The sequence below is a fragment of the Pseudomonas sp. TE12234 genome (assembly GCF_054061835.1).
This window is the reverse complement of record NZ_JBSSEP010000010.1, coordinates 124,195-136,446: the sequence shown is the minus strand read 5'-3', so window position 1 is coordinate 136,446 and position 12,252 is coordinate 124,195. Positions and strand designations below refer to the sequence as shown.

Here is a 12,252-nt window from a genome sequence, read left to right as displayed (position 1 = left end):
TTCACGACTCCTGTTGCATGTCCGTCGAAGCATCGCTGACCGCGACAGGGCGGGCGGCACGGCGCAAGTCCGGCCCGGCGCAAGGTAAACGAACCGCCGGGTTGGGCATTCCACTGGGGGAAAGTTCATGGGTCATTTCGAACTCGGCGCGAACCGACCAGCCGCAAGCTTCCGACGTACATTGCAAATAGGCGACCCGCAGAAAAATATGACGGCCCTCGCTGGTTCGAATGCGCATCCGGTTCAAGCAGTGCGGACACACCATTTTGTAAGTGCTCATGCCTGCTTCCCGATGGTCGTCTGGTGGTAATCAACATTGTCAAACGCAATACTGCTGGAAGCATTACTCGCCAAGATCCGCCCTTGCGAATGGCGCCTGCCGGACAAAAGGAAGTGCAATGGGCAGAAGCGTCTTGGGTAAGAACTAAACCCGTAGGAAATCACCTTGCTACCATTAGGAAGTTTCGACATCGTATTCTGCTGATTCATAGTTGACGATTGATTACTCACAAGAAAAAACGTACTCATTACGCATAAGTTAGGCACTCAAAAAGCATATGTCAAAAGGAAGAGGCTCAAATTGCGTAGCAAAAAATCACAAGCTGTTCTGACGCGCTTAAAACAAATTACCGGTACAACAAGCGATGCTTCGCTATCCTCCGCGCTACAGATCAGCCCGCAAACCCTCAGCAGCTGGAAAGGTCGCGACAGCACGCCATACTCATTATGCGTAGATATCGCACGAACGCGTGGCATCTCTCTTGACTGGTTACTGCTCGGTGAAGGGCCGGTATTACGGCCTGCTCCTGCACCGTCAGCCGAGGAAAATCAGGACAATGCGACGCGAGAAAATACAATTCTCGCGTTGTGGCGTTTACTCAATGAAGAGGATCGCCGCGCCATTCAACATGCTCTGGAGGAGAAGCGACGCCTGCGCGATATGGAACTTCAACTTTCGGAAATGGCCGCCATCCTTGCGACACTTCAACAGCCCAAAGAAACATAAAGTCATATATAACCCGAAGTGCGGTTACTTCAAGGCGCGCCATAGCACAATGATATTTCCTTCATTTCGTACGATCAGTACGCATAACAGCACGCTCACGATTGAATGCCATGGGCTCACCGGTACAGAAGTTATAAGAACATCCATCCCGGCTATGCAAAACAGTCCACCACACAGGCTGGTCAACAGTCCGTCACGCCAACGGTGTCGCACTTCATCACGCTGATAACAGGCCAGCCTGAATGCACTCAACAAATGAGCAATACCGGTAATGAAGACAAGTACAACGGCGTCATCACTCATCATCCTCGCCCTCTCAAATGCCGAACGATTTCACCCAGGGCGGCACCGTCAATCCACTGCATGAACTTGATACTGATGGGAATGACGACCAGCGCACACAGAAATGCCGTCACGCCCGCCGTCAGGAAAGGGATCAACGGCAGCGCCACGGGCGTGAAGAGATAACCGACACCCGCCGACAGCATCCAGGAGCCGATGCGTTGCCAGGCCTTGAAGTTGGCACGCGTCGTGGTTACCAGCCACGCCCCGAGCGATGCGCCGAACAACACCTCGCCGTCGATCACGGGCAATGTCGCGATGCCCAAGCCCAACAGGAGTCCACCCACACTGTTGTAGGCCGAGTCAGTCAGGCTCATGGGCGCCTCGCGATTCAACCTCACTCACGCGGATGGCGCCGGACTCAATGGCTTTGAGCAGGGCGGCACTGCGAGACCTGACCGCAAACTTGCGGCGAATATTGGAGAAGTGGAAGTTGACCGTGGATTCCGAACAGTTCTGAATCCTGGCGATTTCCCACGAAGTTTTACCTTTGAAGCACCACATTAGGGTTTGCGTCTCTTTGGCCGTCAGCTGCACGGGCAGGGAATGTGCGCCGCCGCAGGCACCAGGCAAAGAGTCGAGTGTTTGATGCATAGACATAAGAACTCTCTCTCATCAGAACGCCTGTCGCAGGGCGTTCGCTATTGGAGAGAGATGTTGAAGACAAGCCGGAACCCGGACAATCAACGGGCATTGTCCCTGGGAGCGCTACAAAAGTTTCCGATCAAAAGGCCTAGCCCAGTATCACCAGGCGATTCGGCAACTCATTGCGCACATGGGTGACCGGTACATGCACCTTGAGCAGCTCGCCGCATGCTTCGATGCAGCTGACGAACCCCTGCAACGTCTGCCCCTGGCGTACCTGCCGGGTGAACGTCGCGACAATCGCGTCCCAGTTTTTGTTGTCCAGCCGACTGGAAATGCCTTCATCCACCAGGATTTCCACATAACGCTCGGCTTCACAGACGAAAATCAGCATGCCGGTGCGGCCCACCGTGTGATGCAGGTTTTGCTCCAGGAACTGCCGCCGCGCCAGGTTGGAAGCACGCCAGTGCCGCATCGCGCGCGGAATGAGATGGGTGGTGATTTTCGGCAGACGGAACACCAGGCACAGGACGATGAAACTGATCCATTGCACCAGCAGCAGGCTGTGCAGGGTCAACCACCCTGTCAGGTAATGCACGATACCCGGCACCACCAGCGCCAGCAGACTGGCCCAGAGCAGCGGGATGTACGCATAGTCGTCGGCGCGGGCCGCGAGCACGGTCACCAGCTCCGCGTCGGTGTCGCGCTCGACCCGGGCAATGGCTTCGGCCACTTTGCGTTGTTCGTGTTCAGTGAGTAATGCCATGTCTTGAAGATGCCTGTTCGCTATTGTTTTTATCACCAGCCGCCCGACGAACCACCGCCCCCGAAACTGCCCCCGCCGCCGCTGAAGCCACCGCCTCCACCGCCGCCAAAACCTCCACCGCCGAAACCGCCTCCCGAGCCGCCCGAACCACCGCGGCCGGCGGGCAGGATACCGAGCATCTGGCAGACAAAAACAGTCAGGATGAACAGCAGCACCAAAAACACGAAGACACCCGGATGCCGCGAGACGAAATCGTCACCCGGATCGCCTCTGGAGTCATAAACGGTCGATGGCTCGTCCAGGGCGTTGCCACCCAACACCACCAACATGGCGGCCACCCCGTCGCTGATGCCTTTGCTGAAGTTACCGGCCTTGAATGCCGGGGTGATGACCTGATTGATGATCACCGAACTCTGCGCATCGGTCAGGCGATCTTCCAGGCCGTAACCGACTTCAATGCGCAGTTTGCGCTCGTCACGGGCGACGATCAGCAGCGCGCCGTTGTTCTTGTCCTTCTGCCCGATGCCCCAATAACGCCCCAGTTGATAACCGAAGTCGGCGATGTCGGTGCCTTGCAAGTTCGCCAGAGTGACCACCACCAACTGCTCGCCGGTGGCCTTTTCGTGGGCCTGGAGTTGCTGGGTCAGTTGCTCGCGCACGGCCGGCTCGATCATCTGGGCGTTATCCACCACCCGCCCGGTCAGCTCGGGGAACTTCAATTGCGCCTGGGCCGCCAGGGACAACGCCCAGAGCAACAGCACCAGGCCCATTTTCAAGATGCGCATGGGCAACCTCTTGGGCGATGACGCACCCGCCTTGTGATGCTGGCGGGTCCTTCAGTGTTCAGAACTTGACCTCGGGCGCCTTCTCCGAACCTGGCGTGGCCTCGAAGGTCTCGCGAATCGGCAGATTGCTGTACAGCACGCTGTGCCACAGGCGACCGGGGAACGTGCGGATTTCGGTGTTGTACTTCTGCACCGCGAGAATGAAGTCGCGGCGGGCGACGGCGATGCGGTTCTCGGTGCCTTCGAGTTGCGATTGCAGGGCCAGGAAGTTCTGGTTGGCCTTGAGGTCCGGATAGCGCTCGGACACCACCATCAACCGGCTCAGGGCGCCACTGAGTTGATCCTGGGCCTGTTGGTACTGCTTGAGCTTTTCCGGGTTGTCCAGGGTGGAGGCGTCGACCTGGATCGACGTGGCCTTGGCCCGGGCCTCGATCACGGCGGTCAGGGTCGCTTCCTCATGCTTGGCGTAGCCCTTGACGGTTTCCACCAGATTGGGGATCAGGTCGGCGCGGCGCTGATACTGGTTCTGCACCTGACCCCAGGCGGCCTTGGCCTGTTCATCCAGGGTCGGGATGTTGTTGATGCCGCAAGCGGTCAGCAATGTGGCCAGCACCAGCAGGGTGGCGACCTGCAGGCGAGAACGGTAGGTAGGACTGACATTCATCAGGATGATGCTCCCTTTGTACACTTCATGAAATAAACCACCGTGAAACCTCCTGAGCCGGCTCTTGGGGCATAATCGCCCGCGCCTCTGGATTGCAACGGGCCGATGGGCTAAAAAGACGCCCTGCGCAAAAACGCTTTCGGCATTCGATCGTCGTCTTCCGGCTGCCCGTTTTGAGTCTGCACCCGAACAACAATAGTCGCTCCCTAAATTTTGGCTGGCCGGCGTGTACATCGCCGTTTGGGCCCTTGAGAAAAACATTCATGAAGAAGCTGTGTTTGCTGGGCCTGCTCGTCAGCCTGGCCAGTCATAACGTATTGGCCGCCACGACGCCCGCACCTCTGGAGAACAAGGACGCCTTCATCAGCAAACTGATGAAGCAAATGACCCTCGATGAGAAAATCGGCCAGTTACGCCTGATCAGCATCGGCCCGGAAATGCCCCGGGAGCTGATCCGCAAGGAAATTGCAGCCGGCAACATCGGTGGTACGTTCAACTCGATCACCCGCCCGGAAAACCGTCCGATGCAGGACGCGGCGATGCGCAGCCGGCTGAAGATCCCGATGTTCTTCGCCTATGACGTGATCCACGGCCACCGCACCATTTTCCCGATCCCGCTGGCCCTGGCCTCCAGCTGGGACATGGACGCCATCGGCCTGTCCGGGCGCATCGCCGCCAAGGAAGCCGCGGCTGACAGCCTCGATATCACCTTCGCCCCGATGGTCGACATCTCCCGCGACCCGCGCTGGGGTCGTACGTCCGAAGGTTTCGGCGAAGACACTTATCTGGTTTCGCGAATTGCCGGCGTGATGGTCAAGGCGTTCCAGGGCACCGGCGCGAACGCCGCCGACAGCATCATGGCCAGCGTCAAGCACTTCGCCTTGTACGGCGCCGTCGAGGGCGGTCGCGACTACAACGTGGTCGACATGAGTCCGGTCAAGATGTACCAGGACTACCTCCCGCCCTACCGCGCGGCGATCGATGCCGGCGCCGGCGGGGTGATGGTCGCGCTGAACTCGATCAACGGCGTACCGGCCACCGCCAACACCTGGCTGATGAACGACCTGCTGCGCAAGGACTGGGGCTTCAAGGGCCTGGCGGTCAGCGACCACGGCGCGATTTTCGAACTGATCAAGCACGGCGTGGCCGCTGACGGTCGCGAAGCGGCGAAGCTGGCGATCAAGGCCGGCATCCACATGAGCATGAACGACACCCTCTACGGCAAAGAGCTGCCGGGGCTGTTGAAGTCTGGCGAGATCAAGCAAAGCGATATCGACAACGCCGTGCGTGCCGTATTGGGCGCCAAGTACGACATGGGCCTGTTCAAGGACCCGTACCTGCGTATCGGCAAGGCCGAGGATGACCCGGCCGACACCTATGCCGACAGCCGCCTGCACCGCGCCGAAGCCCGCGATGTGGCACGCCGTAGCCTGGTGTTGTTGAAGAACCAGAACGAAACCCTGCCGCTGAAGAAAACCGCGAAAATCGCGCTGGTCGGTCCGCTGGTCAAGGCGCCGATCGACATGATGGGCAGCTGGGCCGCCGCCGGCAAACCTGCGCAATCGGTGACCCTGTTCGACGGCATGAACGCCGCCGTCGCCGACAAGGCAACGCTGATCTACGCCCGTGGCGCCAACATCACCGAGGACAAGAAAATCCTCGATTACCTGAACTTCCTCAACTTCGATGCACCGGAAGTGGTCAATGACCCGCGCCCGGCCAATGTGCTGATCGACGAAGCGGTCAAGGCCGCCAAGGATGCCGACGTGGTGGTGGCCGCCGTGGGTGAGTCCCGTGGCATGTCCCACGAATCCTCCAGCCGCACCGACATCAACATCCCGGAAAACCAGCGCGAGCTGATCCGTGCCTTGAAAGCCACCGGCAAACCGCTGGTGCTGGTGTTGATGAACGGCCGTCCGCTGTCGATTCTCGAAGAGAAGGAACAGGCTGACGCGATCCTGGAAACCTGGTTCAGCGGCACCGAAGGCGGCAACGCCATCGCCGATGTACTGTTCGGCGACTACAACCCGTCGGGCAAACTGCCGATCACCTTCCCGCGTTCGGTGGGGCAGATCCCGACCTACTACAACCACCTGACCATTGGCCGGCCGTTCACGCCGGGCAAACCGGGCAACTACACCTCACAGTACTTCGATGACACCACAGGTCCCCTGTTCCCGTTCGGCTACGGCCTGAGCTACACCGACTTCAGCCTGAGCGACATGGCCCTGTCGTCGACCACGCTGAACAAGACCGGCAAGCTCGACGCCAGCGTCACGGTCAAGAACACCGGCAAGCGTGACGGCGAAACCGTGGTGCAGTTGTACATCCAGGACGTGGCCGGTTCGATGATCCGCCCGATCAAGGAACTGAAGAACTTCCAGAAAGTGATGCTCAAGGCCGGCGAACAGAAAGTCGTGCACTTCACCATCACCGAGGACGACCTGAAGTTCTTCAACACCCAGCTCAAGTACGCGGCGGAACCGGGCAAATTCAACGTGCAGATCGGCCTGGATTCCCAGGACGTGACGCAGCAGAGTTTTGAGCTGCTCTAAGCCCCACAACTCCCTGTGGGAGCTGGCTTGCCAGCTCCCACTGAGGTTTCAGGGTGTTTGAAAGATTGCGCCTATCCCCGCCGATCCAGCAGATTCACCACCAGCCGATCCACCCATCCCCATACCCTCTGCTTCACCCGCCGCCACAGCGGTCGGCGTTTCCATGACTCCAGGCTGACTTCCTGGCTCAGGGCGAAGTCGTTTTCGAAGCTCGCCGTCACCGCCCGGGTCAATCCCGGGTCGAGCGCTTCCAGGTTGGCCTCCAGATTGAAACGCAAATTCCAGTGATCGAAATTGCACGAGCCGATGCTCACCCAGTCATCGATCAGGACCATTTTCAAATGCAGGAAGCACGGCTGGTACTCGAAAACCCTCACCCCGGACTTGAGCAGGCGCGGGTAGTAGCGATGCCCGGCATAGCGCACGGAAGGGTGATCGGTGCGCGGTCCGGTCAGCAGCAGTCGCACATCGACACCGCGGCCGGCCGCCCGACGCAATGACCGCCGGACCCTCCAGGTCGGCAGAAAGTAGGGGGTGGCGAGCCAGATTTGCTTTTGTCCGCTGTTCAAGGCACGAACCAGCGAATGCAGGATGTCCCGATGCTGACGGGCGTCGGCATAGGCGACCCGGCCCATGCCCTCGCCCACGGGTGGCACACGGGGCAGGCGCGGCAGGCCGAAATGCGAGGCGGGTTTCCAGGCGCGGCGATGGCGGTTGGCGATCCATTGCCGATCGAACAGCAACTGCCAGTCCAGGACCAGCGGCCCGGTGATTTCCACCATCACCTCGTGCCAGTCGCTGACGTCCTTGCCCGGTGTCCAGAACTCATCGGTGACACCGGTGCCGCCGACCACCGCCAGGCTCTGGTCCACCAGCAACAGCTTGCGGTGATCGCGGTAGAAGTTACCGACCCAGCGCCGCCAGCTCAGGCGATTGTAGAAACGCAGCTCGACCCCGGCGGCCATCAAGCGCTGACGCAGGTGCAAGGTGAACGCCAGGCTGCCGTAATCATCGAACAGGCAACGCACCCGCACGCCGCGCTCGGCAGCCTGGACCAGCGCCTGAACCATGGCCTCGGCGCAGGCACCCGCCTCCACCAGGTACAACTCCAGTTCGACTTGCTCTTCGGCACGGGCAATCGCCACCAGCATGCGCGGGAAAAACTGCGGGCCATCGATCAGCAGTTCGAAGCGATTGCCTTCACGCCAGGGAAAGACGGGGCCGGCCATGTCAGCGCGCCGCGAAAATCAGCACGGCACCCACGGGCACCGACAGGCTGATCGCCGAAAGCCCGGCGAGCTTGCGCAACGCTTCCAGGCCGGGTGCCAGGTCGAAGTCTTCGGCATTGATCACCACCGGTTCGAGCGTCACCACCTGAAAGCGCCGGTCATCGAGACGGGTCGCCAGCAGCTCGGTGGTGTAGGTGTGTTGCTTGCCATGCAGATTGACGGTCAGCGGCAAGCGCAGTTCGAGTTGCGCACCGGGGGCCAGATCGTTGATCGGACGCAGATCGATCCGGGTGGTGATCAGCGCTTCGGGAAACCTGTCGATTTCGAACAGTTCCTTGCGCATGCGCTCGTCGCGCAACGGAATGCCGCTGTTGATCGATTCAAGCTCGACCTCCACCTCCGCCACCCCTTCGGGATCGACCTTGCCGTGCAACACCAGAAAGCGCTGCACTTCGGAAACATTGGCGTTTTTGGTGCTGACAAACGACAGCCGCGACGATTCGCCGTCCAGGTACCAATTGGCCCGGGCCGACAGCGAAGCGCCGGCCAATAGCAGGACGGTGAGCGTTTTGATGATGGAGCGCTTGAACATAGTGACTCGTGGGGCAAATAAACCTGTGCTGAACCTTAACCGGCCTGACACAGGTTGCAAACTTTGTGTTGCCTTGAGTCGTTAAACAGCCAAAGGTTCCACTCAGGCCATCGCCTGCTGCACATCGCCGATGGTCGCCGCCAGGCTGTTGAGGTGCAGGCTCAGCACCCGCTCCACCGGCGCCTGATCCATCGGCCAGTGCAACGCCATGCTGCCGACCAGGCGGCCGTCGCTATGGATCGGCAAGGCCACCGCGCGAATCAGAAACGGCAGGCGTACCGGGTATTCCCAATAACCTTCGGTGCGCTGGCCGAAGCCTTGATGCAAGGCCTGCTGCGTGGCGCTGAACAGGTTTTCATCGGTCAGCCGTTCACGATGGGCCAGACGCTCCACTTCATGGCTGTGCAACTCGGCGAGGCAAGCCCGGCCCATGGCCGAATGAAACAGGCTGGCATGCTGGCCGACGATCTGGCAGTTGTTCGGATAGCGCTTGCGCAGCACCGTGGGAACCGCACTTTCCATGACTTCCACGCGTTCGCCGTCGAAACACGACAGGTCCGCCACCAGCCCGGTACGTTCGCTCAACTCCAGCAACAGGGGCGCGGCGTTTTCCACCAGGCGCCGCTTGAAGCGCTGCTGACTGTCGCCAAACAGGCGCTTGGCGCACAGGCGATAACGCCGGTCGCTCAGCCCGCGATAGACCCAGCCCTGCTCCTGCAACGTCAGCAACATGCGCGAGACCGTGGCCTTGGGCAGGCGGGTCAGGTAGTGCAACTCCTCCAGACCCAGCGCCTGATGCTCGCCCAGCAACTCGACGATGGCCAGGGCGCGCTCGACGGAACGCACGCTGCCGGTTTCTGCCTTGCTGTCCATGTGTTCGACCTCCCTTTGCCCGGAATGGATGATCGTGTGCTCTTGTTACAAAGTACAGCAAGATGCGCGCCCGTCAGGCGCGCTCAGGCGTTTGACAGACAACCGGGCGGGCGACGCTTGACCCACTGGGTCAACTGCTCATGGGCATAAGCCAGTTGCAGCACCGCACGGTCGGCCTGGGCCGGGCCAATGATTTGCAGGCCCATGGGCAAGCCTGCCGGGTTGAAGCCCACCGGTACGTTCATGCTCGGCAAGCCGGCCAGGGTCGGGCCGATGACCACTTCCATCCAGCGGTGATAGGTGTCCATGCTCTGCCCGCCAACGACCCGGGGCCAGTGGGTGTGTGCATCAAAAGGGAACACTTGGGCGGTGGGCAGCAACAGAAAATCGTAACGCTCGAACAATTCGTTCAAGGCGCGGTACCAGTCACTGCGGCCGACCGATGCCTGATACACATCCGCCGCCGTCAAACGCAGCCCACCCTCGATTTCCCATTGCGCTTCAGGCTTGAGTTGCTCGCGTTTCTTCGGGTCGGCATACAGCGCGCCGAGACTGCCCTGCACCAGCCAGTGCCGATGTACCAGCCAGGTCTGCCACAGGCGCTCCATGGAAAAATCCGGCTGGCAGGCTTCGACCTTGCAACCCAGCGCCGCGAAATCCTGCAGCGCCGATTCGCACAGGCTCATCACGCCGGTGTCCATCGGCAAGTAGCCGTTGTAGTCACCCAGCCATCCCACACGAACCTCGCTGAAATCCTGCGCCAGGGACTGATGGAAAATCTCCGGGTCCTGCGTCAGCGACAACGGCACGCGCGGGTCGTACCCGGCCTGGGTGCCGAGCAATCGGGCGACATCGGTGACGGTACGGCCCATCGGCCCTTCGGTGGCCAGTTGCTGGACAAACACCTCCGGCTGCGGACCGTGGGGCACGCGCCCCTGGGACGGGCGAAAACCGAACACGTTGTTGAACGCCGCCGGGTTGCGCAGCGAGCCCATCATGTCGCTGCCATCGGCCACCGGCAGCATGCGCAACGCCAGTGCCACCGCCGCCCCGCCGCTGCTGCCACCGGCCACCCGGCTCGGGTCGTAAGCGTTGGTGGTGGTGCCGTACACCGTGTTGTATGTCTGCGAACCAAGGCCGAACTCCGGCACGTTGGTCTTGCCGATAATAATGGCGCCACTGTCGCGAACCCGCGCCACGCTGATGGCATCGTGTTGCGGGACTTGCTCGGCGAACAGCGGCGAGCCCATGGTGGTGCGTAACCCGGCGGTGGCCGCCAGGTCCTTGATCGCTTGCGGCATGCCGTGCATCCAGCCGCGGGATTGCCCCTGATCCAGTTGCCGATCGCAGGTGTCGGCCTCGGCCAGCAACTCTTCGGCCGGGCGCAGCGACACCAGCGCATTGACCTGCGGATTGAAGCGCTCGATCTGCGCCAGATACGCCTGCATCACTTCACGGCAGGACACCTGTCGCCCGTGAATGGCCCGGGACAACGAATCGGCGTCCATTTCAACAATCGGATGGATGCTCAAGATTTCACCTCAAGGTTAAGTGCGACGGATCGCTTTGCACGCGGCGCCTCCTGCATGCAGTAAGTACCCAGCAGCGTCAGCAGGCAAGCGAACAATACGTAGAAGGATGGCGCCACCGGCGTGGCCAGAACCTTGCTCAGCCAGGTGACGATCAGTGGCGCGAAACCACCGAAGACCATGACCGCGACGTTGTACGCCACCGACACGCCGGTGGAACGCACTTCGATTGGAAACTGCTCGGCCAGTGCCGTCGGTGCCGGGCCGAAAAATCCGCCGATCGCGCTGCACAGCAACAGCTGCATCACCAGCAGCCGCTCCACCGACGGCGCCGCCGCCACCCACACATACAGCGGATACACCATCAGAAAAAACGCGAGGGTGAAGGCCATCAGCACCGGGCGGCGGCCAAGTCGATCCGACAATGCGCCGGACAGCGGAATCACCACGGTCATCACGGCGACTGCAATCATCTGCACCAGCAGCACCTGATCCAACGGCAGGCCGAGGTTTTTGTGGGCAAAGGTCGGCATGTTCACCAGCACCACGTAGAACGACACCGTTGCGCCGCACGCCAGGCCCATGGACACCAGAATGGCGCGACGGTGTTCGCGAATCACGTGCAGCAACCCCGGGCTCTCGCCTTTGGCCTGCTTGCGCGCTTCGAGAAACTCTTCCGGTTCCTCCATGTGCTTGCGAATCCACAGGCCCACCGGGCCGATCAACAGGCCGATCATGAACGGAATCCGCCAGCCCCAGCTGTCCAGTGCTTCAGGGCTCAGCAGATGGGTGAACAAGGCCACCATGCCCGCGCCGGCAAACACCGCCAGGCATTGCCCGACCAACTGCCACGAGCCATACAAGCCCTTGCGATGTGCCGGTGCGCTTTCCACCAGGAACGCGGTGGCACTGGCGTACTCGCCGCCGGTGGCGAAACCCTGGAGCATCCGCGCGACCACGATCAACAACGGCGCGCCCATGCCGATGGCGGCGTAATCGGGCGCGAAAGCGATCAGCGCGATGGAGACCGTCATCAGCCGGATGATCATCTGCATCGCCGCCTTGCGGCCTTTGCGATCCGAATACATGCCCAACAAAATGCCGCCCACCGGGCGCATGAAAAAGCCGACGCCAAAGGTCGCCAGGGCCATCAGCAACGACGCGTACTCGTCCTCGGACGGGAAAAACTGCCGGGCGATGATGCTCGCCAGAAAGCCGTAAACGATGAAGTCATACCATTCCAGGGCATTGCCGATCACGGCGGCGATCACCTGCCGGGTCCGCGAAACACCTGTGCTCGAAGTCTGCATGGGGAACTCTCCAAAA

14 protein-coding genes are annotated in these 12,252 nt (G+C 60.9%); 2 read left to right on the top strand and 12 right to left on the bottom strand.

Features of this window, described 5'->3' with window-relative positions; all coding sequences use genetic code 11:
* Position 1 precedes the first annotated feature (1 nt).
* Positions 2 to 280 (bottom strand): ogr/Delta-like zinc finger family protein, encoded by a 279-nt coding sequence (locus ACVWYU_RS17245; RefSeq protein WP_247254773.1) that lies wholly within the window; start codon positions 278 to 280, stop codon positions 2 to 4.
* Between the two features lie 300 nt (positions 281 to 580).
* On the opposite strand from ACVWYU_RS17245, the gene ACVWYU_RS17240 reads away from it, so the two are divergent.
* Complete coding sequence (locus ACVWYU_RS17240; protein ID WP_247254774.1) at positions 581 to 1,006, top strand: helix-turn-helix domain-containing protein; 426 nt, start codon at positions 581 to 583, stop codon at positions 1,004 to 1,006.
* A 24-nt stretch (positions 1,007 to 1,030) separates the two neighbouring features.
* Here ACVWYU_RS17240 and ACVWYU_RS17235 read toward each other — a convergent pair whose 3' ends face one another.
* From ACVWYU_RS17235 to ACVWYU_RS17210, 6 genes are all read right to left on the bottom strand, one after another.
* Positions 1,031 to 1,309, bottom strand: a complete 279-nt coding sequence (locus ACVWYU_RS17235) for a phage holin family protein (protein ID WP_457373242.1) — start codon at positions 1,307 to 1,309, stop codon at positions 1,031 to 1,033.
* A complete protein-coding gene (locus ACVWYU_RS17230; protein ID WP_390959194.1) occupies positions 1,309 to 1,665 on the bottom strand; it encodes a putative holin in 357 nt (118 codons plus the stop codon). Before ACVWYU_RS17230 ends, ACVWYU_RS17235 begins: the two co-directional genes overlap by 1 nt.
* On the bottom strand, positions 1,652 to 1,948 hold the full coding sequence (locus tag ACVWYU_RS17225) for a helix-turn-helix domain-containing protein (RefSeq protein ID WP_247254776.1): 297 nt from the start codon (positions 1,946 to 1,948) through the stop codon (positions 1,652 to 1,654). Before ACVWYU_RS17225 ends, ACVWYU_RS17230 begins: the two co-directional genes overlap by 14 nt.
* A gap of 133 nt (positions 1,949 to 2,081) precedes the next feature.
* Positions 2,082 to 2,699: a TPM domain-containing protein gene (locus ACVWYU_RS17220; RefSeq protein ID WP_090317285.1), complete on the bottom strand. Its 618-nt coding sequence runs from the start codon at positions 2,697 to 2,699 to the stop codon at positions 2,082 to 2,084.
* A 32-nt stretch (positions 2,700 to 2,731) separates the two neighbouring features.
* On the bottom strand, positions 2,732 to 3,484 hold the full coding sequence (locus tag ACVWYU_RS17215) for a TPM domain-containing protein (protein WP_090317282.1): 753 nt from the start codon (positions 3,482 to 3,484) through the stop codon (positions 2,732 to 2,734).
* A 58-nt stretch (positions 3,485 to 3,542) separates the two neighbouring features.
* Complete coding sequence (locus ACVWYU_RS17210; RefSeq protein WP_090318367.1) at positions 3,543 to 4,148, bottom strand: LemA family protein; 606 nt, start codon at positions 4,146 to 4,148, stop codon at positions 3,543 to 3,545.
* 263 nt (positions 4,149 to 4,411) lie between these two features.
* Between ACVWYU_RS17210 and bglX the strand changes: the two genes are divergently transcribed.
* Positions 4,412 to 6,703 carry a beta-glucosidase BglX gene (gene bglX, locus ACVWYU_RS17205; protein ID WP_248915716.1) on the top strand — a complete coding sequence of 764 codons (2,292 nt, stop codon included), beginning with the start codon at positions 4,412 to 4,414 and terminating at the stop codon, positions 6,701 to 6,703.
* Positions 6,704 to 6,774: 71 nt separating this feature from the next.
* Here the strand turns inward: bglX and ACVWYU_RS17200 are convergent, their stop codons facing one another.
* The 5 genes from ACVWYU_RS17200 to ACVWYU_RS17180 all read right to left on the bottom strand — a co-directional run bounded on the left by ACVWYU_RS17200 (position 6,775) and on the right by ACVWYU_RS17180 (position 12,236).
* Positions 6,775 to 7,932 (bottom strand): phospholipase D-like domain-containing protein, encoded by a 1,158-nt coding sequence (locus tag ACVWYU_RS17200; RefSeq protein ID WP_247254779.1) that lies wholly within the window; start codon positions 7,930 to 7,932, stop codon positions 6,775 to 6,777.
* 1 nt (position 7,933) lies between these two features.
* Positions 7,934 to 8,524, bottom strand: a complete 591-nt coding sequence (locus tag ACVWYU_RS17195) for a YceI family protein (RefSeq protein WP_090317274.1) — start codon at positions 8,522 to 8,524, stop codon at positions 7,934 to 7,936.
* 102 nt (positions 8,525 to 8,626) lie between these two features.
* Positions 8,627 to 9,397, bottom strand: coding sequence for an IclR family transcriptional regulator (locus ACVWYU_RS17190; protein WP_457373241.1), 771 nt, complete (start codon positions 9,395 to 9,397; stop codon positions 8,627 to 8,629).
* A gap of 83 nt (positions 9,398 to 9,480) precedes the next feature.
* Positions 9,481 to 10,932 (bottom strand): amidase, encoded by a 1,452-nt coding sequence (locus ACVWYU_RS17185; RefSeq protein WP_457373284.1) that lies wholly within the window; start codon positions 10,930 to 10,932, stop codon positions 9,481 to 9,483.
* A complete protein-coding gene (locus tag ACVWYU_RS17180; protein WP_248915713.1) occupies positions 10,926 to 12,236 on the bottom strand; it encodes a citrate-proton symporter in 1,311 nt (436 codons plus the stop codon). Before ACVWYU_RS17180 ends, ACVWYU_RS17185 begins: the two co-directional genes overlap by 7 nt.
* Between the last annotated feature and the right edge of the window lie 16 nt (positions 12,237 to 12,252).

What these genes read in the sequence shown, in the direction of transcription:
- ACVWYU_RS17230 (WP_390959194.1), bottom strand. Translation starts at nt 1,665, where the DNA reads ATGAGCCTGACTGACTCGGCCTACAACAGTGTGGGTGGACTCCTGTTG.
- ACVWYU_RS17180 (WP_248915713.1), bottom strand. Translation starts at nt 12,236, where the DNA reads ATGCAGACTTCGAGCACAGGTGTTTCGCGGACCCGGCAGGTGATCGCC.
- bglX (WP_248915716.1), top strand. Translation starts at nt 4,412, where the DNA reads ATGAAGAAGCTGTGTTTGCTGGGCCTGCTCGTCAGCCTGGCCAGTCAT.
- ACVWYU_RS17245 (WP_247254773.1), bottom strand. Translation starts at nt 280, where the DNA reads ATGAGCACTTACAAAATGGTGTGTCCGCACTGCTTGAACCGGATGCGC.
- ACVWYU_RS17225 (WP_247254776.1), bottom strand. Translation starts at nt 1,948, where the DNA reads ATGTCTATGCATCAAACACTCGACTCTTTGCCTGGTGCCTGCGGCGGC.
- ACVWYU_RS17235 (WP_457373242.1), bottom strand. Translation starts at nt 1,309, where the DNA reads ATGAGTGATGACGCCGTTGTACTTGTCTTCATTACCGGTATTGCTCAT.
- ACVWYU_RS17190 (WP_457373241.1), bottom strand. Translation starts at nt 9,397, where the DNA reads ATGGACAGCAAGGCAGAAACCGGCAGCGTGCGTTCCGTCGAGCGCGCC.
- ACVWYU_RS17220 (WP_090317285.1), bottom strand. Translation starts at nt 2,699, where the DNA reads ATGGCATTACTCACTGAACACGAACAACGCAAAGTGGCCGAAGCCATT.
- ACVWYU_RS17210 (WP_090318367.1), bottom strand. Translation starts at nt 4,148, where the DNA reads ATGAATGTCAGTCCTACCTACCGTTCTCGCCTGCAGGTCGCCACCCTG.
- ACVWYU_RS17200 (WP_247254779.1), bottom strand. Translation starts at nt 7,932, where the DNA reads ATGGCCGGCCCCGTCTTTCCCTGGCGTGAAGGCAATCGCTTCGAACTG.
- ACVWYU_RS17195 (WP_090317274.1), bottom strand. Translation starts at nt 8,524, where the DNA reads ATGTTCAAGCGCTCCATCATCAAAACGCTCACCGTCCTGCTATTGGCC.
- ACVWYU_RS17215 (WP_090317282.1), bottom strand. Translation starts at nt 3,484, where the DNA reads ATGCGCATCTTGAAAATGGGCCTGGTGCTGTTGCTCTGGGCGTTGTCC.